Genomic DNA, 21,520 nt, shown 5'->3' with positions numbered 1-21,520 from the left:
GACTCTGCGTCATGGCCAGAGCCATTGCACGGTGCTCGCCACCAGGGGCCCGGGCGGCACATCCACCGTGGCCCAGTACCGGAGCACCGCGCCGCCATTCACCAGGCAGGAGAACACCAGCAGGTTGTAGGCCACCCAGCGCGGCGCGAAGGACTGGAAGAAAGGCCACTCCAGGACTCGCACCATCCCGAGCCCCAGCAAGGGCAGCACCGGCACCAGCAACCGCGGGCCGTAGCACCAACCCCCGTCCCAGTACTTCCACACCGCCGTGAGCACGAACACCATGCCGAAGCCCAACAGCGGCATGCCAGCTCGCAGCGGGAACCGGCGAAGCAGCCCCGGCCAGCCCACCACAGCCAGCACCGCCACGGAGAAGAAGCCCAGCAAGCCCCGAGTGGGATGGAACAGCAGGCCCCGAGCCCCGGTCCAGAACTCGCCTCGGTAGAACGGGTACGGGCCCCGCGACCACGTGCCGTACATCTTCGCGTTCAGATACATCAACAACAGCCCCGCCAGGACCGGCGCAACCCCGAGCAGCAGCACGTTCCGCACGTCCTTGCGCAGCAGCAGCGGAAGTCCCAACGGCAGGCAGAGCAGCACCAGCTGCGGCTTCATCAGCATGCCGGCGGCCACGAAGCACCCGGCCCACGGGGCTCGGCGCGGCTCCAGGCCCATCGTGAAGGCCCCCACCACGCTCAGCACCAGGAACGGCTCGTTGAAGAAGCTGCGGCTGTAGTACCAGATGGGAGAGCCGAGGAAGACCGCCACCAGGGTGAAACGGATGGCCCGCGTGTCCGTGCTGAACGCGCGCAGCAGGCGGTGGAACAGCAGCAGGGCCAGCACCGTGGCCACCCCGGCCATGAACACCGCCATGGGCTCGAGCAGGCGGGTGCCTCGGAAGGGGAACAGGAGCGGAGCCAATATGAAGCCGATCCCTACCGGGTGCGCGCTGTACTCCGGCCCCTGGGCGATCCGCGGATCCACTCCCGGGCGGAGCTGTGGAATGAGGTTCCCGCGTTCGTCCCGGGGCCAACCGAAGACATAGGGCTGGAAGAGCTCGACCCAGACGCGCCGCTCCCCGTCCACGTACCAACTGGAGTGGTGGTCGATGGAGGAGCCAGCGAACTTCGCGCCCGCCTGCAGCGAGCCCAGATGCACGGACAGGTAGTTGTTCTTCAGGTCCAGATCGCCATCGAGCAGGAGGCTGTTGAGGACCACCAGGTAATGCGGCTCGTCCCCGCTGTTCACCATGGGCATCCCGAGGTGGTGTCCTCCCAGCCCGGGCGCCTCGGTGACCAGTTGCACCAGGAGGATGGCCGCCGAGAGCGCAGCCAGGAACCACCTGTCCGAGGGGACGCGAGCGGCCGGGTCACCCGTCATGGCGTGCGCCGCGGCGACAGGGCCCGAGCGCCCACGGGACCCGACAAGAAGATGGAAGAGCACATGCGCGAGCGTCCTCTCAAGCCAGCAACCGCGCGGTCCATACACCTGAGGTGACACGTGGACAAGCGACAGGCCACCACTTTTCCAGACATTCCCCTGGAACAAGGAGCTGGGGGACAAAAGCGAAGGCGCTCTGCATAGCTCGCTGGCTCCGTCCCTCCTTGGATTGCGCGCATCCGCGCCAGGCCAGGCTGGAGGTAGCAGCCTGTTGCAACCCTTGGAGCCAGACCATGAAGCGTCTCTCTCTGTGTGCCGTGCTGTTCCTGTCCTTCTTCCTCTTTGCTCGGAGCGCCTCTGCCCAGAGCATCGATGGGCCCTTCTTCGGCAAGCAGGCGTTGGTCAATTACTGGGCCGCGAACCAGGGCAGCCAGGCGACCGAGATCTACCTGAATGGCTATCTGCTCCATTGGAGCATCGGCTTCGGCCCGGCCTTCTTCAAGTCGTACTACCAGTGCTCGGACGGTTTGATCCGCAGCAACTGCAACGCGCTCAACGGACCGTTCCGCAACGGGAGCGACGCCAAGGCCTACGTCAACAACGTTGTCGGCAACTCCACCTCCTTCATCCGGCTGGACGTAACGATCCTCCAGAACGGATCCGGGAGCTGGTTCTTCCAATTCAAGACCTGCTACGGAGACCCCTCCCCCTTCTCTGGGAACACCGTCAACTACGTGCTTTTGGACTACTACTCCTCCACGAGCTCCGGCTCGATTCCTGGCCTGGCCTGTCTGCCGCGCCTGTAGGAACCGAGAGGCCGCGAACCCAACCCTCCCACGCTCTTCCCAAACCAGATTATCCCGTGCTATCAGCCAAAGCGGCATTACCCGTCTTTGACGGAAATCCACTATTGGACTGAACGGAAAGCTTGGGATGAACTTCTCATCGATGCGTTGGACCGTAGCGACCGCGGCCGTCGTGGCTGCCTTTACCCTCGGCGGTTGTGGAGGAGTTGTCGATCCTCAGGCGGACGGAGAGGACGTACTGCCTGAGGATCTGGCCACGGCGACCGATGCGCTGACGCCTGCCGGCACGGCTGGCGGCTGGTTTGCCTATAACTTCAAGATTGCCTCCGGCAGCGCGATTCCCTGCACCGGAGCGCGGTCCGTGCGCTACGTGTCCAAGTACAGCAAGTGGGTGGGCGCCGCCCTTTGCGGCAGCAAGAACCGCTACAAGCTGTACATGAGCAGCAGCCAGACCGGCACCTACTACGAGGTGGCTGACTACGCCGGGAACGGCCAGGATCACTGTGAGCTGGTCAACACGCAGTTCACCCTGCCCAATGAGGATGACATCACCAGCGGTGGCTGTACCAACTGTGCCGTGGGGGCCCTGACGGACCCTAACGGCGTGCAAGTCTATGCGCGCGGCTACCTCGGAGAGGCCTTCAGCCTCGTCACCGCGTCGGACTGGGGCGATCTGAGCACCGAGTGGTACGAGTGCGGTGTGCCCGTGACGGAGTGGCGCACCTATTCCTTCAAGACCTATGAAGGGGTCCGCTACTGCTCCGGGGCGCGCTACGTGCACTACGTGCCCAAGTACAACAAGTGGGTGGGCGCCGAGCTGTGCACCACGTCCTCTCGCTATAAGCTGTACATGAGCAGCAGCGAGACGGGCACCTACTACGAGATCGCCGACTACTCGGGCCACGGGCAGGATCACTGCGAGCTGATCAACAAGAACTTCACCCTGCCCAACGACGATGACATCACCAGCGGCGGCTGCACGACCTGCGCCCTGGGGAACCTGCTGGATCCCATCGGAGTGCCCGTCTATGCGCGCGGCTACTTCGGTGAGGCCTTCAACCTGGTCACCTCGACGGACTGGGGTGATCTGTCGACGGACTCGTACAGCTGCGGCGTCAGCATCCAGTAGTTCCACCCGGTGGGCAGGCTGACACGTGGCCCGCCCACCGTTGCCGTGCGGTGCTCACGTCGCCAGCACGTCAGCGGGAGTCTCTAGCGCTGATGGCGACAGGTCGATCCGCGCCGCCGTCAGCGCCTGTTCCAGCGCTTGGGGCTCCAAGGTCTCCATCAGGTACTTGATCAGATCGTCCTGCCGCGGCTGGCCAAAAGCCATGCGGTAGATGGCCAGGGCTCTGATGAGCCGCTCCGCTCGTTCGAACTCACGGCTCAGCGGCAGCGCCAGGATGTGCCGCTCGATGCGTGCCCCATCCTCCACGGGATAGACCCAGTAGGGGATGATGTCCGTGCTCCTCGGGGGACGTGATTGGCGTGCCGCCGCGAACATCACCTCCCAGATATCGGTGGCGGAGTCGCTCAGCACCTTCATCCCATGCGTCCGTGCCACGTTCTTGCGCACGGCATGTCCCTTGTACCGGTGGACCCGGCCCTCGCGCTGCTCGAGATCCACCGGGTTGCTGGGAAGGTTCCAGTGCACCACCGCATGGCAGTAGGTGTGGAAGTCCAACCCCTCCTGCCCCACCGAGGTGGTCGCCACGACGAAGGGCCAGAACGGTGAGTTGAACGCCTTGCGCACCGAGTCCGCACGGGTCGCCACCTGCCCGTCATCCGCCACCTCGTCGCCGAACCGCAGGGCGAAGTGGCAGCGCATCCGATGCACCTCCTGCCGGACCGTACGCCCGCTCTCGCTCGGCTCCACGTCGTATGTGGTGAGGCTGGCGGTGCGCAGGGACAACGCGTCCGCCATGTGCACCGCGATCTCATGCACCCGCTCGGCCGCACTGCCCGTGACGAGCCCCAGGTGATCCCGGAGCACATGCGCATACTCGTCCAGCACCGCCTGCAGGCAGCCCTCGACCGAGTAGTGAAGCACGGCCCTCCAATAGGGCAGGTTCCGAGGCCCGACGACCTCGCGCTGCAGCATCTCCGCGAACTCGGGCTGATTGAACAAGGCCCGGAAGGCCCAGGCCGCCGTCCCCGCCGCATCCCGGATTCGCACACCCGCCTCGTCACCCAGCGCATCGGTCCGAAGCTCGAGGACTCGCAACATCGAGCGCAGGAGCGCGACCCCCGGAGCCCCCGTTGCCATCTCCGCCAGCACGTCCAGCAGATCGTCCGGCCTGCGGCCCAGAGGCTCACCCCGGCCCAGCGCCATCTCCTGGGCGGCCACGACATGCGCCTGCCAGGACTGCTCGGCGTGCTCCTCGGACGTCAGGTCCTCCCCGATCCAGAGTTTGGCCAGGTTGGGCCGGTCGAACCATTGCTGGGTCGCTTGGGGCTCGAACACCTTGTCCAGGAGCAACGGGGCGGCCCAGTACCAGCGCTCGTCCACACGTCCCTCTGCGGCTCCAGGCGGCAGACGCCGCAGGGCGACCTCGATCTGCGTCCGGGCCGAAGAGAGCACCTCGTCGAGATCGACGAACCCCTCCCCCGCGACTCCGTCACGGAACGACTCCGCAGCGAAGCGAACGGGATCACACGCGCGGGCGAGGAACACACTGGGATAGAGCAGTGCCAGAACGGGCATGCCCGTGGGACGGCCCTCGGCCACCTGGAAGCGCAGCGCGGCGCCTCTGCGCCTCCTGCGCTCCGAAGAGTACCCATCCTGCGGCGCGTCCCCTTGCATCCGCCGCTCCGCCTCGAAGCTCAGGAGCGCAGCGATCGCCCGAGGAGCGAACTTCCAGGAGGAGAAGACGAGCCTCTTGGTGAAGTTCCGCATCCGCGGCTCGCCCCAAGGACCGCGCAGCCGGTAGTACGGCAACGCCGGTGGCAGCCAGAGCAAGCGGTGCGCACCGCGCCCGAGGGTCTGCTCCACCAACTCCCGCATCCGCGCGTTTCCCGGATCGATGGCCGTATACCGCTCAATGTCTGCCCACGGCAGGCGGAGATTACCCGGGCCCGTCAACGCCCGGGCGAGCTCGAACCGGGACGGGCCGTCCTCACTTCGCGCGCGCAGCTCGCGTTTGAGCTTGTACCCGTCGTCCATGAAGCTCAGGGCGTAGGGCGTGCTCTTCCAGTACTCGAGCGTATCGTGGTGGTCGCACAGGCGCGCGACCTTCTGGAGGGAGAGATACCCCAGCGCGTCGTCACGGGTCAGCGACGCCCCCTGCGATGGAATCTCCTGGAGCATGCCGTTCCGGTCGGGAGTGGAGGACAACCGCTCCGTCCGGACCATCACGCGCCGCAAACGCTCCTCCAGCTTCTGGCGGACCTGGTCGAACTCCCGTCGGCGCTCCGCGTCCCCGAGCTCCATCAGGCCGCGGCGATAGAGCTGGAAGAGGCCGTCAAGGTCGTCCGGCTCCGACGGACCGCGCTCCAGGAACCGCAACGTCCGGATGAAGTCCTGATAGTGGTCCTCCCCTCCCGCCTCGGTGGCCGTCGTGTACATCTTGTAGGGGGTCGCCGAGAGCAGCAGGGTCCGCACGCCCTCGAACTCGAACAGCTCACGCGCCAACTCGCTCGCCTCGTCTTCTCCATCGAGCAGGTGGCTGAAGCGCTGGAACTCATCCAGGATGACGAGGTCCGGCTCCAAGGTGGCCACGCAACTGGAGGCCAGCGCCGAGCGCAGCTCGCCCACCAGCCGTGAGCGCAGCCGTGACGTCTCGGCATCCGGTTGGCTCCTGGAGGTCGGGTAGGCCTGGCAGAGCGCCTCGAAGCGTGCACGCAGATCCGGCTCGCCCTGGGCCTTGGCCGCCGCGGCGCGCCGGGCAAGTTCCGTCGCGAAGAACCGGGTGCTATCACCGGTCGGGTCGAACTCCGAGAGCCTGAGGGTCTTGGCTCGGGCCCGGAAGCGGTCGCTCTCCACCTGGCCCTGGAGAACGTTCATCGCCGCGGCGCTGCCACCGTACCCCCAGAGCTCACTCAGCATGGAGTGCAGGAGAAGCCGCTCCTCCACATGGCCCAGGCCCCCGTTCAGGTCGAACGAGGTCGCGGGCGTGAAGGAGATGAAGTTGATCCGGGATGGGGAATCCTTGAGGCGCTGTGCCTCCCGGGGCAGGAGCGTCAACCGGGAGGCCAATGAGACGTGCTCCCCCTCCAGCTTGAGCCGGCTGACGTTCTGGCGCGCGATGTCCGTGTTGGAGCAGATGTAGACCACGTCCAATCGCTCCACCCGGTCGCGCAGGTGCTGGATGGTGCGAGCAATGACGCCCTTGGCGATCATCGTCTTTCCCAGGCCCACCTCGTCGGCCACCAGGAAGCGTCCCGAGCCGCCCGGGAAGAAGAGCTGCTCGAAGACGTAGTCGACCGTCTCGAGCTGGAAGTCCTTCAGGCCCTGCAACGCCTGCGCGGCACTGGCCAGGGCCCCGGCATCTCCCGTGCGGTTCACGCGGCCACCTCCTTCGTGAGGGCCTTGCGTGCGGCCCAGATGGGCTCCCACGCCGAGAGGAATCGGTCCGGCAGCAGCCGCCGTCCCTCGTCGGTTGAGAGAAGATCCTGCACCACCTGATGGATGGCATCGAGGCGCGAGGGCTCGCGGTCCAGCGCCTTGAGCATCGCCTCGAGGAGCGGCACCTCCGCCCCTCCACTCGCGCCCTGCGTGCCCGTCTCGGGCCCAGCGCCCTCAAAGCCGGCCAGCCCATCCAGCAGCTCGAGAGGATCCGTGGCCAGGAGCATCCGTAGGAAGCGGAGTACCTTCGCGGGATCGTCGAGCATCGACTGCAGGATGCGCGCGGCCCGGTTCGCCGGCGCATTCAGGAGGGTGGCGGTGATCACGAAGACCGCCTCCGCCGTCGTGGACTCCACCGTGGTGGTCAGCGAGAACGCGAAGAAGCTCGTGAGCGCCTCGAAGCTCCTGGCCGCAAAGTCCGCGCCCGCGCGCCCCTCCTGTATCTCCAGGGCACGCGCGTAGGTGTCCCGAGGGAGCGAGATGGGCCACACGCTCACCGCGATGTCCGCCGGCACGCTCACCGGATCTTCGGCTCGCAGCCGCGTGGAGAACCCCTCCGGTCCCTCCTGGACGTCGGCGACCCACCGCGCCCGCCCGAGCAGCCCCCGGGCCACTCGGAGCCGCTCCTCCAAGGCCTGGGAGACCGCGTCCTCCGTCGGCGGACCTTCCGGCAGAGACCAGGTGGAGAGCAAGGCGCGCAGCCCTGGCTCCCCCTGCCGGCCCTCCAGGAGGGCCTTGATGCCCACATGGCTCTTCTTTCCCGTCAACTGGACGAAGAACTCCACATTCTGGTGGAGCCCCGCGCTCGTGGCGTTGACCGAGCCCGTCCAGACGTGGGCGTTCCAGCCGTCGTCCTGGACGACGAGCTTGGCATGCAAGCCCAAGGGAGGCGGTGACTCCTCCCCGCCGTGAGCCGGAGGAGCCTCCGTGTCTCCGAGCTCGAGCATCTCCGCGCCATCATGCAGCACGCACACCTCGAACGGCTCCAGGCTCTCGCGCGGGAGCTTCGCCAGTTCGTCCACGCGCGACACGAGAATCCCCCCCTCCGCAAGCTCCGCCAGGGCCGGCGCGGTGACGAACGGGGAGACAATGAGCGCCCGTGAAGCCTTCTCGAGGCGGAGGCGCTTGTACCCCTCCAGCCCGAGAGGATGGAACTGAAGCTCCTCGAAGGGAGGCGGGACCTCGAAGCGCACCCGTCCCAGCTCTCCAGCGATGAGCTCCACGTCGGCCGTGACACGTCCGGGAGGGGGCCGCACCGCGAGGGATGGCAAGGCGCGAAAGAAGTCCGCCAAGGGCCGATTCGACGAGAAGAGACGCTCCCGGTCCGCCAGCTCCCCTTCCAGCACCAGCGCCGTGTCCCAGGACGCATCGAACGTGAGATTCCGGGACAGGCACAGCACCCTGTACTTCACCAGCCCCTCATCCCCGACCAGGCGCAGCGCCCACAGCTTGGGATGGAACACCCCTGTGGGGCTCGGGGCGTTCACTTCGACGATCGAGTCCTCCACGTAGGCGAGCAGGCGCTGGTACCGGCGTGGGACGGAGATCCGAGTGCTCTGACAGAAGACAGTGGTCCGCTCCGCGTGGGAGCGCACGGCCTTCAGGAGCGCGAACGGGTTGAGCTGCTCGCTCGCCTCGGCGCTGCTTGCGGCATCCTCCTTCGTGGCGACGGTGTCGAAGAGGGAGAAGGCGAGCGGCGCGGTGAGCAGGGCCAGCAGGTCGAGCGTGTACGTCGTCGCGATGGCACGATCGAGGCGGAAGCCCTCGGGAGGCCGGAGCGCCTCCAGCAGGACCGTTCGTGTGTCAGGCGCGAGCATCGTGGCCTCCAAGCCCTGCGTGGATGTCCGCCAGGATCCGTGAGGCGCTCGGCCAGCGGTAGGCGAGCCGGTCCACACCGGACGCCCCGTTCCAGAGTTCGAGCGCACGAGGGTTTCCGAGGCGCGCACGAGGGCCCTTCAACTGCCGTTCGCGATCGCGCACCTGGTTGCGAAGCACCGGATCGTCCGTGGCCCGAGCGCTGCTGGCCCACGGTTCGCGCGCCACCCATCGCTCGACGAAATCGTGGGTCGCCCCGCTGACCCGGGTGCGCTGCTGCGCCAGCGTCCAGAACCCACTGCGATCCCACCCGGAAAGGGCGGCATGGCGAGGCTCCAGCTCCGTGCACCAGGCCGCGAGGCTCCCACGGAACCACTCCGTGAGCTCATCTCTCTTGGGGCCTGAGGGGAGTTCCTCGGCGAGCATCAGGTTGTACAGCAGCGCCGCGCCGTGCATCGATTCGGCGAGGAGCTGACCGTGGTGGAGGATGTCCCGGATGTGGGAAGGGAACTCGGCGAGCTGTGGATGAGTCCACGGGTAGTCGGCCTCCACGCTCTTCCCCCGGCGCACCAGAAAGGCCAGGAGGGAGCGTGGGGAGGAGAAACAGATGCGCTCCGCGAGGTAGCGCGCCTCGTCTGCATTCAGCTCAAAGCCCGCGCCGTCTGGAAAAGAAGCGGGAGCAGGCGGCAGGTGGAGGTGCCATGGCGAGGCCCAGCCTTCCGCGCGCAGTTCCTCCTCCTCCTCCTTGTCGCGCCCTCCTCTTTCACGATCATGGAGCCGCTCGAAGTAGCGGTGGTACTCCGGCTGAGAGCCGGGGTAGAGGCGGATCTTCCAGGCTCCGAGCCCCTGCCAGTAGACGTTGCTCGGCAGGCGCTTGAGGGCCGCTCCGGCGACCTTGCCGAGGACACCGGCTGTGTCCTCGGTCTCGAGCAGGGCATCCCGCAGCTGGATCTCTTCCTTGCGTGCACGGGCGCTCACCTTGTCCGAGCCCACGCGCTTCTCATGGAGCTGGCGGTACATCCACGGCACGAAGAGGAAATAGCGCGCCCGTGTCTGGATGGTGCTCGTGCCAGGGAAGAGCAGGTCGGCGAAGGTGTCGCGGATGCCCCCGAGTCCCAGCTCATCCCGGGTGTTGGTCTCCTTGAAGCGGTCGACCGCTTCGAGCACTCGTCGCCGGTCGTGCTCCGAGTGGTCCAGCCACGTGAACGTCGAGCCCATTCCTCCCCCCTGGGATGAGAGGATGGGGACCATACCGCAATCCGTGGCAACTTACAGGAGTCTCAGCCCGGCTCACTCCTGGAGTGAAGAGGCAGGGTGTCTGTGTTTGCCAGATCCCGGAGCGGGACGAAGAGCGTCCGGACTCCGTGCGCCAGCACAGGAAGTGAAACGGAAGGCTGGAGGACGGCACCGAGCCCGGCCTGGAGATGAAGCATCCGGTTGAACTGGGCATGAACGGCCGTATCTCGCGAAGTCCTCTCCAGCAATCGGCGGATATACCAGTGCAGGAGCCCGAGACCGGGCATCCGCTGCCCGGTGGCCTGGGGATATTGCAGATCCAGGCTGGTGCTGACGAACCAGGGCAGGCGAAGGATTCCAGGCAGCCGCTTCCGGAAACGCTCGGCCATCCCCTCGAGTTCGCCGGGGGAGCGCTGAGCGTGCTCGCACAGGCACTCGTGGAGCAGCTCCGCACCCAGCCCCGCCACGCTCATGCCCTGGCCGAAGACGGGATTGAAGGCACACACGGCATCCCCCAGAAGAGCCAGGCCCTCCGGGAAGCGTGCCATGCGCTCGTAGTGCCTCCAGCGGTTGTGCTTCACCTTGTGGGTGGTGAGTGGCCCCAACGGCTTCGCGTCCCGCAGGTAGGCATGGAAGTCCGGCCGGGGCAGCGCGCGGGCAAAGTCGAGGAAGCCCTCGTGCTCCGTGGGAGCGTGCTCGCCGAAGTAGCCGTTGAGGGTGACGAGCCACCGCCCTCCCTCCACGCTCCCGATGAAGCCTGAGCGCCAGGTGGAGGGAGGAGCGGGGTATTGCATGAGCGCACTCCACTCTCCGCCGAAGTTCGCGGGAGGCTCATAGAGGCCCGAGGTGTAGGCGAGATCGACGCCCACCTGCTCCTCCTCGGGGCGGCCGTAGCCCAGCGCCTCGAGCCACTGCGGCGCTCGCGAGCCTCGGCCACTGGCGTCCACGACCAGCTCGGCCTCCAGCGGCTCCTCACCCCCGGGGCTCTTCAGCTGGACTCCCGTGACGCGCTGCCGAGCCGTGTCCGTGAGGAGTCCCTCGACGGAGTACCCATCACGCAGTTCGACGTTGGGCAGCGCCACCACGCGGCGCAACACGTTCCACTCCAGGAGGGTGCGGGTGCATAGCAGCAGGGGGATGCCGCTGGTGTAACGCGGCTTCCAGACGTCGAAGTGGTGCCATGCGACATCCCCGCTCGAATCGATGAGTTGAGCGCCCTGCTCTTGGAGGTGCTGGAAGAGGTCCGGGAAGAACCGGTCGAGGACCCGCCGGCCCGAATCCAGCAAGACGTGGATGTGCGAGCCCTGCGGAACTCCCTTGCGCGGCACGGGCCCTTCCGGGCGTGGGTCCCGCTCCAGGAGGACAACCTTTTCGAAATGGTCCGCGAGCACTCGGGCGCTCAAGAGCCCCGCCATGCTGCCACCGATGACCACTGCCCTTCCGAACCTGCGTCCAGGAGTATTCACGTTTCCCTCCTCTGCCGAGATGATTGCACGTCACAGGTCTGACACGCCCCACGAGCGCCAGGCTGGAACCCGATGGCGCAAGGCCCGTCAGTTGGTAGGTTCTCGCGCCATGCCCTTCTCCCACCTGACGCACCTGTCCTGCACGAAGTGTGGAAAGACGTATGACCCGGCGCTCCTGCTCAATGTCTGCAAGGAGCCCGGCTGCGCGGGCTCGCTCTTCGCGGAGTACGAACTGCCTCGGCTGTCGAAGACGGATGTGGCTTCGCGAGACAGGACGATCTGGCGCTGGCATGAAGTGATGCCCGCGAAGCGCCCCGAGGACATCATCACCCTGGGCGAAGGAGGCACGCCGCTCCTGCACGCCCGGCGGCTGGGGGCTCGTCTATCCATGCCCGATGTCTGGGTGAAGGAAGAAGCGGGCAATCCCACGGGCTCCTTCAAGGCACGCGGGCTGTGCGCTGCGGTGACGATGGCCAAGGCGCTGGGTGCGCGAGCCATCGCGCTGCCCACCGCGGGCAACGCGGGAGGCGCCGCGGCGGCCTATGCGGCGAAGGCGGGCCTGCCGTGCCACGTCTTCATGCCTCGGGACACGCCCAAGGTGTTCCGGCTGGAGTGCGAGGCCTACGGCGCGCAGGTGACGCTGGTGGATGGACTCATCGACGACTGCGGCCGCATCGTCGCGCTGCGCAAGGAGGCAGAGGGCTGGTTCGATGTCTCCACGCTGAAGGAGCCCTACCGCGTCGAGGGAAAGAAGACGATGGGCTACGAGTTGGCCGAGCAGTTCGGCTGGACGTTGCCGGACGTCATCCTCTATCCCACCGGAGGCGGCACGGGGCTCATCGGCATGTGGAAGGCCTTCGATGAGATGGAGCGGATGGGCTGGATTGGCTCCAAGCGCCCCCGGATGATCTCGGTGCAGGCGGAGGGCTGCGCGCCCATTCCGAAGGCGCTGGCGGAGGGCAAGGACGTCTCGGTGCGCTTCGAGAACGCCCACACCTATGCCAGTGGCCTGCGCGTCCCGAAGGCCTACGCGGACTACCTCGTCCTGAAGATCGTCCGTGCGTCGAAGGGAGAGGCGGTGACGGTCTCCGACGATGAGATGCGCCGCGGGGTGAACGAGCTGGCCTCCAGCGAGGGCCTGTACGCGGCGCCCGAGGGAGGCGCGGCCTGGGAGGCCGTCAAGAAGCTGCTGGCCAGCGGCAAGCTGGAGCGCACCGAGCGCGTCGTCGTCTTCGACACAGGGACGGGCTACAAGTACGTCGATTGATGCACCTTCGAACCCTCTAGCTGTCGGGCTCAGGCCTCGCGGTACAGGGAGTGGAGCTCCGCAGCGATCGTCCGCAGCCGGGTGCGGAGCGCCTCGGGTGCCATCACCTCGACGCCGCGTCCCAGTGTGCAGAGCTGGGACAGCGCGATGGTCTCGCGCTCGAAGTCCAGGGTCACCGTCTTCGTTCCATCGCGCCCCTGGGGAGCATCGGCCAACCGCGCATGCTCGGCGGGCGGCCGGATGTGCCGGAGCGCCTCCTCGCCTTCCGGGGTGATTCGCAGCGTCACCTCGTACTGGGCGCGGCGCTCGGTGAAGCGCGCACACCACTCCTTCCAGAAGGCCGCCAGATCGAAGCCTGCAGGCCGCACGAACGTCCCAGGCTGCAGGCGCACCCCTTCGATCCGCGAACCCCGAAAGCCGCTCGGCCCCCGCTCGGTGCCCGCGACCAGGTACCAGCGGTCCGCCTTGATGACGAGTCCATACGGATCCACGACGCGCCGGGTGCGCTTCCCATCGAAGTCGCGATACTCGATCCGCACACGGCGGTCCTGCCACACCGCGTCCCTCAGGACCGAGAGGTGGGGCACCGGCTCTCGATCCGGGAACCACGAGGTCGGATCGACGTGGAGCCGCTGGCGCGCATACTCGATGACGGACTGCTGGACCGCCGGGAGCGCCGCCGCCAGCTTCACCAGCCCGTTCCGCAATGGCGCCGAAAGGCCCAGATCCTCCAATGCAGCGGGAGTGCCCACCGCTGCGAGCGCATGGACCTCCGCCCGCGTGAGCCCGGTCAGCTGCGTGCGCCACCCCTCGACGAGCTTCACCCCACCGTTCGGGCCTCGGGTCGCGAACACGGGCACACCCGACGCCGATAGCGCATCCAGGTCTCGGTAGATCGTCCGCTCCGAGACTTGCAGCCGCCGAGCGAGTGCCCCCGCCGTTGACCGAGGCCTCGTCTGCAACAGCATGAGCAGGCTGATGAGTCGATCCGCACGCATGTCTTGCCCTCGGCCCCGAAAGGTACCCGAGCAAACATGACACAGGTTGTCAGGAATCGTTGGATAGGGTGCTTGCCACATCCACGCAGGTGAACGGTTCTGGAGGAACGCCATGAAGCCACTGGAAGGACGGATTGCCCTCGTCGCGGGGGCCACGCGCGGAGCGGGGCGAGGCATCGCGATGATGCTTGGGGAGAAGGGAGCCACGGTCTACTGCAGCGGGCGCAGTGTCCGCGGGAAGCCCGCCACCGGGACGCGGACGGAGACCATCGAGGAGACCGCGGAGCTCGTCACCGCTCGCGGCGGCCGCGGCATCGCCATCCGCACCGATCACACGGTCGAGTCCGAGGTCGCCGAGCTGTTCACGCGGGTCAAGCGCGAGCACGGCCGCCTCGATGTGCTCGTGAACGACGTCTGGGGCGGGGACGAGCTGGCGGAGTTCGGCCTGCCCTTCTGGAAGCTCGCACCCGAGAAGGGCCGCCTCATGCTCGATCGCGGCATCTACTCGCACATCCTCACGAGCCGCTACGCGGTGCCCCTGATGCTGGAGCGCAACCAGGGGCTCGTCGTCGAGATCACCGACGGCGACAACTTCTGCTACCGCGGCAACATCTTCTACGATCTGGTCAAACTCTCGGTCATCCGGCTGGCGTACACCATGGCCTGGGAGCTGCGACGCCACCCCATCACCGCCGTTGCAGTCACTCCAGGCTTCCTCCGCTCGGAGGCCATGCTCGACCACTTCGGCGTCACGGAGGCGACCTGGCGAGACGGGGCGAAGAAGGATCCCCACTTCATCGCCTCGGAGACGCCGTTCTACGTGGGCCGGGCCGTCGCGGCCCTGGCAGCCGACCCGAACGTCGCGGCCAGGAACGGACGCGTCTTCAGCTCCTGGCAGCTCGCTCGGGAGTACGGCTTCAAGGATGAGGACGGCAGCCAGCCGGATTGGGGCCGATACTTCGAGACGACCTTCGGGCGGCCCTACACCGTCGCGGACGAAGCCGCATACGCGACGTGGGCGAATGGCCCGATGGAGATCGTCGCCCCCGACTGGCCCAAGGAGTGAGCGCCGGAGTTCACTCCTCCGGCTGGGGCGCGGACATCATCCGCCGGATGGCAGTGCTCTCCCATGGTGTTCGTTCATCAACGAGTGCTGACTGCAAACCGGGCCTGGAATTGGAGCCGTCCTTCTGCTTGGGCGGCGATGCGGTTCAGGAGTTCGTCGAGGTGTATGAAGGCTTTCCAAGGCTCGTATCCCGTTGCGGTAACGATGCGTTGGACGAGAAGTTGTTCAAGGTCTTCTTCACGGCGGCCCTTCCAGATCTTGTCAGCAAGGGCCACGAGCTGATCTTCAGTCGTCGCACCTTCTTCATCCCACTCCGCATGGGTGCGGGCAAAGCGAGCTCGTCGCTCGGGTACTCCTTTCTGGAGCAACAAGGAGTAACCGGCTGACTCGTGCTGGTCGCCTGGGCTCGTGAGTTCATTCGGGTAAAGCGCCTTGCCGATGTCGTGGGTCGCGGCGCCATAAGAAACGGCGTCTGCGTCGAAGCTCAACTGAGGCCACGTCGTCACGAACCCTTCTATGAGTTGTCGGGCCACGTCGTGCACGGCGCGCAAGTGCGCAGCGAGACGAGGAGGCGCTCCGACTTCGAAGAGCAGTTGGATGACCTCGTCGGGCAGCGGGCGGAGGTGCACCGGCGGATCAGTGGGAGCAGCAGCGGCTTGGTGGAAAGCAGGATTCACGATGGAGGCTGCCTCTTCAATAGGCATGGTAGCGAGGCTCCAGAACCACGCCACAATGGTTTCGGGGTCCAAAACCACATTCCCATCCCGTGGACCGAGTTCCACGATCAACCATCCGCGCAGATTCATGACCGAAAGCATGAGTGAGCGCCGGAACTCACTCCTCCGGCTGGGGTGCGGACATCATCCGCCGGATGGGGATGACCAGCAGGCCCAGCACCACCGAGGCCCCCAGCAGCAACAGCGTCGTGCGGATGAAGAGGGTGGGCATCTCCGCCGGGTTCTCCGGGTTGACGTGCCCTCCCACCAGGCCGGCGATGAGATTGCCGAGCGCCGACGCCATGAACCACACCCCCATCATCTGCCCCGTGAACTTGCGTGGCGCCAGCTTCGTCATCGAGCTGAGCCCCACCGGGCTCAGGCACATCTCTCCGATGGTCTGGAAGAAGTAGCTGCCGACCAGCCACCAGGGGGACACCTTCACCGCTCCCCCACCCTGGATGCGCTGCGCCGCGACGATCATCACCGCGAAGCCCACCGAAGCGAACAGCAGCCCCAGGGAGAACTTCGCCGGGCTGGAGATGTCCTTCCCGCGTTTGCCGAGTGCCCCCCAGAGCGCGGCGAAGACAGGCGCGAAGAAGATGACGAAAAAGGAGTTGGCGGACTGGAGGAAGAGCGCGGGCATCTCCCAGCCGAACACGAAGCGATCCGTGAAGTCGGCCGAGAACAGGTTGAGCGAGGTGGGCGCCTGCTCGAACGCCGACCAGAAGATGGTGGCGAAGAGGAAGAGGACGAGAATGGCCAGCACCCGCTTCTTCTCCGAGCGCGTCAGCCCCGCGAGCGTGAAGAGGTACAGGAAGTAGACCGTGGCCAACCCCGCGATCACGTAGCTCATCGAGTGGGCGACAGCCAGCGAGTCGATGCGCAGCACTCCCGACAGGCCCAGCACCAACACCAGCGCCAGGACGCCCAGCCCCACGCTCAATCCCGCCTTCATCCGACGCTCGAATCGAGCCTGCGCCACGGGGTCCGGATCCCGGGTGATGTCGAGACCCAGCGGCCCCAGCCACTTCGAGGTCAGCCAGTACTGGATGAGCCCGAGGATCATCCCCAGCCCGGCGGCGCCGAAGCCGTAGTGCCACCCCACCCGCTCCCCAAGAAGCCCGGTGACGAGCGGCGCGAGCAGCGCGCCGACGTTGATGCCCATGTAGAAGAGGGAGAAGCCTGCATCCCGGCGAGCCCCGCCCTCGGGGTACAGATCGCCGACGATGGCCGAGACATTCGGCTTCAGCAGCCCCGTGCCCAGCACGATGAGCACGAGCCCGAGGAAGAACGGCGTGCGCCCCGCCACCGCCGACAGCGCGATGGAGATGTGCCCCGCGGAGATGAGGCACCCGCCGTACCAGATGGAGCGCCGCAACCCGAGCAGCCGATCCGCCACCCACCCGCCGGGCAGCGACGCCAGGTACACCGAGGCCGAGTAGATGCCGACGATGGCCGCAGCCTGCTCACGCGGGAAGCCATACCCGCCTCGGGCCAGCGCCGCCGACATGAAGAGCACCAGCAGCGGGCGCAGGCCGTAGAACGAGAAGCGCTCCCACATCTCCGTGAAGAAGAGCGTGGACAGGCCTCGCGGGTGCCCGAAGAAATGTCGGTCCGCGGCGGCGGCGGTCCGCTGTGGCGCTGCGTGAGGGGACGCTCTTTCCATGACGATCCGAAGTGAGGCTGGACGCTCTACGTGAGCATGGCTTCTACTCACAACTGCTCTCCACCTGGAGGTTCCGATGCGCCGATTTTCGTGCGCGGTGTGCACTCTCGCATCCGTAACCCTCTTGGGATGTTCCCTCCTCAACGGCGAAGATTGCGACGACCATGCGTACCGCGAGCACTGCCTCCACCAAGAGAGCTCGCCAGAATGCCGCGAGTACTGTGGATGAACTGGCGTCTGGCCGGTGGCCTTCTGGGAGGGTTGCTTCTGTCGTTGCCGCTCGTCCTACTCATCGCGAGTTCCATGATTCAGCAGCCTCATGCACCCGAGCTGGCGGATGCACGGTTCGCCCCGGTACTCTCCCCTGAGGAACGCTCAAGTTTGCCGGCCTACCATCACAAGTGTTGGTGGGACTCTCCCTGTGAGCCTCCCCTGGCCTGTCTCAATGACGTCCGCGTCATGAAGGCCTACTGCACGGACAGCGAATGCGAGACGGATGCACAGTGCCCCGAGGGCTTCAGCTGCGTTCCACTTCAGACGATGAATCATGGACTTCTGGTCCATGAGTGCATCGCCGTGGGCGTGCGCAAGGAGGGTGAACCCTGCTTCGAGACACCACCCGATCGGGACGACGCATGCAGGCCCGGGCTGCGCTGCGCGGAGGGATGGTGTGGCCGCCCGTGCACCTTGGACAACCCGGCCAGTTGCTCGGAAGGGTTCTTCTGTGCCGACATCTTCCCGGGCCCCATTTGCCGCCCTACGTGCGAGGGGCGCACGTGCCCTGAAGGCCAGCAGTGCATGCGAGATAGAGCGGACGCCTCGGTGTGCGTGGTGCGCCATGGCCCTGACTGTCAGCGCGCCCCCTGCTCCGAAGGTAGGACATGTAAAGCGATCTTTTCCCCTCAGCAGGGAGGATCGGTGTGGACCGAGTGCTACCCAGAATGCGGTGAGGGCCGTCCCACGTGCCCAGCGGGGCTCATCTGTGATTCTCCCTCCTGTCTGAAGCCTTGCGAGCCCAATGGCCCCAACGTGTGCGACCCGGGCTTCCGGTGCCACCGATACGTGTCCAGCCAACCCTGGGCGTGCAGGCCCGACTCCTGATCGCACCAGTACGCACCCGCGTACGTCAGGACCTACATTCACGCCCCCCGGCCCGCCGCCCACACTGTAGGTGAGTTTCCTCTCTCGTGTGGCCACTCCCAACCAGTTGGGAGTGAACCTCTGCCCCACGGCCACTTCCAACCAGTTGGAAGTGGACCTCTGCCCCCTCCCCCCTGCCCTCTGACAGTGCCAGGCCCCGGTGCGCGCCGGGCTGGGAGTCGGCCACCCACGGGCTGAAGCCCTGACTCTCGCCTCCCTCCATACCCTCTCATGGATGCGCTACTCCAGGCCGAGACGAGAGCCGGCCGAATGTTGACGCGGGATGGGATCTTGAAGGAGGTCGCGAGGCATATGCGGGACTATCGAATCCCCATGAACTTCATTTCTGGGAGAGGATGATGAGTGGTGGAGAGGCTTGGCGGGGCGACATCAAGGCACGCCTGTACGAGAGGGTTCGTGAACGGGGCTTCGGCTCACTCATTGCCTTTGCCGAAGCACGCCCTGCTGTTCCGCTGTACGTCCTGGCAGACGAGTTGGGCAACGACGTTGCTGCCGTGCAGATTCTAAGCGGCTTGATGTACGAGGCGGAGCAGCGCAAGCAGGTCACGCGCTTGGTTCGTGACGTCCTCGTACGCGAGTTGGCCGAGAGGTTCCCGAATGGCTGGCCGGACTTGCTGGACGATGCAACCCGTGGAGAGGTTGCGATGGGGCTCGGGTCGTGGTTCGCCTACACCCCAGTAACCCACAGGGCGCGGGTTGACCGGGCAGGGAATGCACTTCTTGCCAACCCTCCCCCCGCTGGCTGGCGCCCGCTCGGTCCTGACGATGAGCTACTCCGGACGCTCCTCCCCGACGAAGAAGCCTGACTGACAGCGGCGGCCCTTCGAGTCGGTGAAGGAGCCGCCGTGTGTCACCAGTGTGCGTGCGCCGTCAGGGCGGACAGGTCACGATGGCCCAGGCGAACCAGGACTTGCTCGAGGGCGTGCGAGAGGCGCTGGGGGACAGCGACGCTGAAGTCAGGGCCGGGAGGCCGTTGACGCGAACTGCGATCCTCAAGATCGTCGGTGAGAATATGAAGGTCTACGATATTCCAATGAACTTCACTCCCGGGAGAAGCTGATGACCGATGGACGCTCGTGGCAGGGGAATTGGATCGCCCGCCTGTATGAGCGCGTCCGTGAGCGGGGGTACGACTCGGTCACCGCCTTTGCTGAAGATCGTCCCACGGCATCCCTAGTCGCTCTTGCAGAGGAGCTTGGCCCGGACGACGTTGCCGGCGTTCAGGTGTTCAAAGGGTTGGTCGCCGAGGCTGAGCGCAGCAAGAAGCTCACTCGATTGGCTCGCGGACAGCTTGTGCGCGAACTATCGAAGTTCCTCCCCACTGGATGGCCGGCCGTGCTGGACGACGACGCCCGCATGGAGGTCGCCATAGTGCTTGGCCAATGGTCGGCGTACACCCCAGAGCCCCTCCTGGAGCGTGTAAGGCTCGCTGGCGACGCGCTCCTCGCCAATCCGCCTCCTGCTGGCTGGCGCCCGCTCGGTCCTGACGACGAGCTACTTCGGACACTCCTGCCGGACGACGAAGCCTGACCACCCCCGTAGCAGGTGAGTCAGAGGCCATGCCAAGGCCGCTCATCCGCGAGGTGCGATCTGGTTCAAGCAGATGACCGTCTCCGGAGACTGACGGGCTTCGGTTCCGACGTCCCAGGTTGGACCTCCCACGCGGGGTGATGGGAGAGGTTCACTCCCAACCAGTTGGAAGTGAACCTCTGCCCCACGGCCACTCCCAACCAGTTGGGAGTAGACCTCTGCTCGCCAGCCACTCCCCCATGTCAGAACCGGTAGGTTCACTCCTGACATGGCCCGCGCCCGTACCGGAGACAGGCGCGGCATGGATGCCCAGCACCCACCCTGGTAAGTTGTCTGGCCTATGCAAAGGCGCCTACCTATCAGGTCTCTTCTACTGGCTGTGCTTGTGGCGTCCGCCGCCCTGGCCAGCCAGCGCGAGAGTCTCGCCGTTCGGACAGTTGTCTTGTCGGAGCACCCGGACGATTCCACCAACCAGGTCTATGTGAAGGGGCAAGTCGTGACGGTCCTGCGGCTCGATCAGCCCGTCAACGCGGCCAAGACCCGGATGCTGGGCTGGGAAGGTCGGTTCGAGCCGTTAGGGGTCGTGGGCAACAAGGTGATCCTCGAGCCCCTCAGGGACCTCAGCCGCGACGAAGGCATCCCCCTGCTCGTAACGCTCACGGATGGCACGGAGATCCCTTTCCTACTCCGCCCCCCGAAGGACGCAGACTGGTGGACGGATCAGCAGGTGAACGTATTCCAGGATCGCGAGACCTACGACGCCATGTTCTCGGTCTTGATGGACGTGATCAAAGAGAAGCGAGCGCTGGAGGAGCAGGTCGAGAACTTCCGCAAGGAGGAGAACTCAGCGGACCATGCCCTTGCCACCCTCCTGGCCACGGGAGCGATAGCGCAGACGCCGTTCAAGTTCGAGAGCAGCAACGCCGGCAAGGATGACGACGCTGAGATTACGGTCACCGTGTACCGGGGGAGAAGCAAGGCGGCGGCCGTCTTCGAGGTCAAGAACCTCGACCCCGATCACTCATGGAGCCTGAAGTCAGCCCGGCTTGTCAGCGTCACCAGCGGCAGGCAAAGCACCGTCGCCGTACACTCGACGCGTCGCTCCATTGATCCCGGCGACACCGGTGTCGTCGCGGTCGTTGCAGACAAGAGCGCGTTCATCGAAGACGGCAAGTTGACGTCTGTCTTCCTGGAGCTCTACCGACACGATGGGATGCGACAAGCCCTCGTCCAGCTAGATCCGGACCTCGTGGCGCGCTAATAGCGAGTGGCATGCACTCCCACAAGTTCGCGTTCTTGGGCTGCGCCTTCCTGGGCATGGCGCTCTCTGGCTGCCCGGGTACTGCGACAGGCGGGGTAGCCCTTCGCCCTGACGGAACTCCGGGACCGCAGGAGTGCCCTGAAGAAGCCCGCAAGGCGATGAAGTACATGCGGGTGGTCGTCGGAGACGCTGCTTGGGTATTGATCGACGCGAACCAATCCGCAGGCCCGATCACCCTTTACGACGGGCCCATTGAGAGCCAGCTCCAAGGCGACCTCGGGAATATTTTCGCGCCGAGCCGACTCTACGGGTACGTATGGACCAGTGGTCCCCAAGCCGTCATCCGGTACTATGCTGCCCATCGGCTCGATGGTGGCGACGAGGTCCCCATCTGCGCGGTCGCTCGGCTCGGGCTCGGACAGCTCAAGAAGCTCCCTCAGTCCAAGCCAGGAACAGCGGTCCTCGAGCATCACCGCGCTACCGTCTACGTCGTAGACCAGTTCCGGTAGCACGGGCTGAGCGCGCCGCCACTGCTTGCCAAGCAGGCGATGCAGCGCCAGCCTGAAACCACCCCCGGGCTGGTTG

The 21,520-nt window shown here is 66.1% G+C and carries 16 protein-coding genes; 8 read left to right on the top strand and 8 right to left on the bottom strand.

The window, feature by feature from the left end; translation table 11 throughout:
* Positions 1-9: 9 nt before the first annotated feature.
* A complete protein-coding gene (locus KY501_RS26945) occupies positions 10-1,380 on the bottom strand; it encodes a hypothetical protein (protein WP_224366318.1) in 1,371 nt (456 codons plus the stop codon).
* A gap of 293 nt (positions 1,381-1,673) precedes the next feature.
* Between KY501_RS26945 and KY501_RS26940 the strand changes: the two genes are divergently transcribed.
* Complete coding sequence (locus KY501_RS26940) at positions 1,674-2,186, top strand: hypothetical protein (RefSeq protein WP_224366317.1); 513 nt, start codon at positions 1,674-1,676, stop codon at positions 2,184-2,186.
* A 127-nt stretch (positions 2,187-2,313) separates the two neighbouring features.
* Positions 2,314-3,315 carry a hypothetical protein gene (locus KY501_RS26935; protein WP_224366316.1) on the top strand — a complete coding sequence of 334 codons (1,002 nt, stop codon included), beginning with the start codon at positions 2,314-2,316 and terminating at the stop codon, positions 3,313-3,315.
* Between the two features lie 54 nt (positions 3,316-3,369).
* Here the strand turns inward: KY501_RS26935 and KY501_RS53995 are convergent, their stop codons facing one another.
* The 4 genes from KY501_RS53995 to KY501_RS26915 form a co-directional block, all read right to left on the bottom strand.
* Positions 3,370-6,690 (bottom strand): helicase-related protein, encoded by a 3,321-nt coding sequence (locus KY501_RS53995; protein ID WP_224366315.1) that lies wholly within the window; start codon positions 6,688-6,690, stop codon positions 3,370-3,372.
* Positions 6,687-8,567: a phospholipase D family protein gene (locus KY501_RS26925; RefSeq protein ID WP_224366314.1), complete on the bottom strand. Its 1,881-nt coding sequence runs from the start codon at positions 8,565-8,567 to the stop codon at positions 6,687-6,689. Before KY501_RS26925 ends, KY501_RS53995 begins: the two co-directional genes overlap by 4 nt.
* Positions 8,554-9,783: a DUF6361 family protein gene (locus tag KY501_RS26920; protein WP_224366313.1), complete on the bottom strand. Its 1,230-nt coding sequence runs from the start codon at positions 9,781-9,783 to the stop codon at positions 8,554-8,556. The genes KY501_RS26925 and KY501_RS26920 overlap by 14 nt, the downstream gene beginning before the upstream one ends.
* Before the next feature lie 62 nt (positions 9,784-9,845).
* A complete protein-coding gene (locus KY501_RS26915) occupies positions 9,846-11,267 on the bottom strand; it encodes an FAD-dependent oxidoreductase (RefSeq protein ID WP_224366312.1) in 1,422 nt (473 codons plus the stop codon).
* Between the two features lie 109 nt (positions 11,268-11,376).
* Between KY501_RS26915 and KY501_RS26910 the strand changes: the two genes are divergently transcribed.
* Positions 11,377-12,534 (top strand): threonine synthase, encoded by a 1,158-nt coding sequence (locus KY501_RS26910; protein ID WP_224366311.1) that lies wholly within the window; start codon positions 11,377-11,379, stop codon positions 12,532-12,534.
* A gap of 29 nt (positions 12,535-12,563) precedes the next feature.
* On the opposite strand, the gene KY501_RS26905 is transcribed toward KY501_RS26910, so the two are convergent.
* A complete protein-coding gene (locus tag KY501_RS26905) occupies positions 12,564-13,532 on the bottom strand; it encodes a helix-turn-helix transcriptional regulator (protein WP_224366310.1) in 969 nt (322 codons plus the stop codon).
* Positions 13,533-13,644: 112 nt separating this feature from the next.
* Between KY501_RS26905 and KY501_RS26900 the strand changes: the two genes are divergently transcribed.
* On the top strand, positions 13,645-14,598 hold the full coding sequence (locus KY501_RS26900) for an SDR family oxidoreductase (protein WP_224366309.1): 954 nt from the start codon (positions 13,645-13,647) through the stop codon (positions 14,596-14,598).
* Positions 14,599-14,675: 77 nt separating this feature from the next.
* On the opposite strand, the gene KY501_RS26895 is transcribed toward KY501_RS26900, so the two are convergent.
* Positions 14,676-15,416, bottom strand: a complete 741-nt coding sequence (locus KY501_RS26895) for an HD domain-containing protein (RefSeq protein ID WP_224366308.1) — start codon at positions 15,414-15,416, stop codon at positions 14,676-14,678.
* A gap of 16 nt (positions 15,417-15,432) precedes the next feature.
* Positions 15,433-16,983, bottom strand: coding sequence for a peptide MFS transporter (locus KY501_RS26890; RefSeq protein WP_224366307.1), 1,551 nt, complete (start codon positions 16,981-16,983; stop codon positions 15,433-15,435).
* Between the two features lie 1,499 nt (positions 16,984-18,482).
* On the opposite strand from KY501_RS26890, the gene KY501_RS26885 reads away from it, so the two are divergent.
* The 4 genes from KY501_RS26885 (at position 18,483) to KY501_RS26865 (ending at position 21,444) form a co-directional block, all read left to right on the top strand.
* The gene (locus KY501_RS26885) at positions 18,483-18,950 is read left to right on the top strand and encodes an NUDIX hydrolase (protein WP_224366423.1); all 468 of its coding nucleotides are present in this window, start codon (positions 18,483-18,485) and stop codon (positions 18,948-18,950) included.
* A 253-nt stretch (positions 18,951-19,203) separates the two neighbouring features.
* Entirely contained in the window at positions 19,204-19,674 is a 471-nt protein-coding gene (locus KY501_RS26875) for an NUDIX hydrolase (RefSeq protein ID WP_224366306.1), read from the top strand.
* A 340-nt stretch (positions 19,675-20,014) separates the two neighbouring features.
* Positions 20,015-20,935, top strand: a complete 921-nt coding sequence (locus KY501_RS26870; RefSeq protein WP_224366305.1) for a DUF2381 family protein — start codon at positions 20,015-20,017, stop codon at positions 20,933-20,935.
* 11 nt (positions 20,936-20,946) lie between these two features.
* Positions 20,947-21,444, top strand: coding sequence for a hypothetical protein (locus KY501_RS26865; protein ID WP_224366304.1), 498 nt, complete (start codon positions 20,947-20,949; stop codon positions 21,442-21,444).
* Positions 21,445-21,520: the final 76 nt, after the last annotated feature.

It is taken from the genome of Hyalangium versicolor (assembly GCF_020103695.1).
In the GTDB taxonomy this organism is placed as follows: Bacteria; Myxococcota; Myxococcia; order Myxococcales; family Myxococcaceae; genus Hyalangium; species Hyalangium versicolor.
Note: the sequence above shows the minus strand (reverse complement) of the source record. Positions and strands in the feature narration are given on the sequence as shown.

Bases quoted from the DNA above. Each gene is read 5' to 3' on its own strand.
- KY501_RS26900 (WP_224366309.1), top strand. From the start codon at position 13,645: ATGAAGCCACTGGAAGGACGGATTGCCCTCGTCGCGGGGGCCACGCGC.
- KY501_RS26895 (WP_224366308.1), bottom strand. From the start codon at position 15,416: ATGCTTTCGGTCATGAATCTGCGCGGATGGTTGATCGTGGAACTCGGT.
- KY501_RS26870 (WP_224366305.1), top strand. From the start codon at position 20,015: ATGCAAAGGCGCCTACCTATCAGGTCTCTTCTACTGGCTGTGCTTGTG.
- KY501_RS26925 (WP_224366314.1), bottom strand. From the start codon at position 8,567: ATGCTCGCGCCTGACACACGAACGGTCCTGCTGGAGGCGCTCCGGCCT.
- KY501_RS26935 (WP_224366316.1), top strand. From the start codon at position 2,314: ATGAACTTCTCATCGATGCGTTGGACCGTAGCGACCGCGGCCGTCGTG.
- KY501_RS26905 (WP_224366310.1), bottom strand. From the start codon at position 13,532: ATGCGTGCGGATCGACTCATCAGCCTGCTCATGCTGTTGCAGACGAGG.
- KY501_RS26910 (WP_224366311.1), top strand. From the start codon at position 11,377: ATGCCCTTCTCCCACCTGACGCACCTGTCCTGCACGAAGTGTGGAAAG.
- KY501_RS26875 (WP_224366306.1), top strand. From the start codon at position 19,204: ATGACCGATGGACGCTCGTGGCAGGGGAATTGGATCGCCCGCCTGTAT.
- KY501_RS26945 (WP_224366318.1), bottom strand. From the start codon at position 1,380: ATGACGGGTGACCCGGCCGCTCGCGTCCCCTCGGACAGGTGGTTCCTG.
- KY501_RS26885 (WP_224366423.1), top strand. From the start codon at position 18,483: ATGAGTGGTGGAGAGGCTTGGCGGGGCGACATCAAGGCACGCCTGTAC.
- KY501_RS26940 (WP_224366317.1), top strand. From the start codon at position 1,674: ATGAAGCGTCTCTCTCTGTGTGCCGTGCTGTTCCTGTCCTTCTTCCTC.
- KY501_RS26865 (WP_224366304.1), top strand. From the start codon at position 20,947: ATGCACTCCCACAAGTTCGCGTTCTTGGGCTGCGCCTTCCTGGGCATG.
- KY501_RS26890 (WP_224366307.1), bottom strand. From the start codon at position 16,983: ATGGAAAGAGCGTCCCCTCACGCAGCGCCACAGCGGACCGCCGCCGCC.
- KY501_RS26920 (WP_224366313.1), bottom strand. From the start codon at position 9,783: ATGGGCTCGACGTTCACGTGGCTGGACCACTCGGAGCACGACCGGCGA.